Source organism: Aminobacter sp. P4_D5 (genome assembly GCF_056401815.1).
Window position 1 is genome coordinate 1 of record NZ_JBFUIP010001396.1, and the last position, 518, is coordinate 518.

Sequence of the window (518 nt, forward strand, 5' to 3'; positions counted from 1 at the left end):
ACCACGCCCGCTTCGCCGGCGCCGACCTCATCATCCCCGAGCCGGACGAGCTCGCCGGCGCCACCGGCCTGCCCGTGCATGACGAGGCCAGCGTCGCCGCGGCCGCCAGCGCGCTGCGCCGGATGCACAATTTCGGCGCCGTGCTCGTGCCTCGCGCCCCTGACGGCCTGACCCTCCTTTCGGTCGAGGCCGATGGCAGCGAGACCATCCACCATTTCCGGGCCGAGGCCTCCGAGGTGCACGACCCCGCCGGCGGCGGCGACGCCGTGGTCGCCGTGGTGGCCGCCGGCCTCGCGACCGGTCTCTCGCTGGCCTCCGTGGCCCGGCTGGCCGCACTCGCGCTCGGCATCGTCAGCCGCAAGTCCGGCATCGCGCCCGTGCGCGCCGAGGAGCTGCTGGAGGGCCTGACCCCCGGCCGCAGCGCCGCGCGCAAGCTCGTATCCCTGCCGCTGGCGGCAGAGGTGATCGAGCGCTGGAAGCATCGTGGCTGGCGCATCGGCCTCTTGCAGACGAACGGC

The 518-nt window shown here is 74.9% G+C and carries 1 protein-coding gene; it reads left to right on the forward strand.

Going from position 1 to position 518, the window contains the following annotated elements:
- The coding region (locus AC1DWF_RS38620; RefSeq protein ID WP_476843677.1) for a PfkB family carbohydrate kinase at positions 1-518 on the forward strand (518 nt) is incomplete at both ends.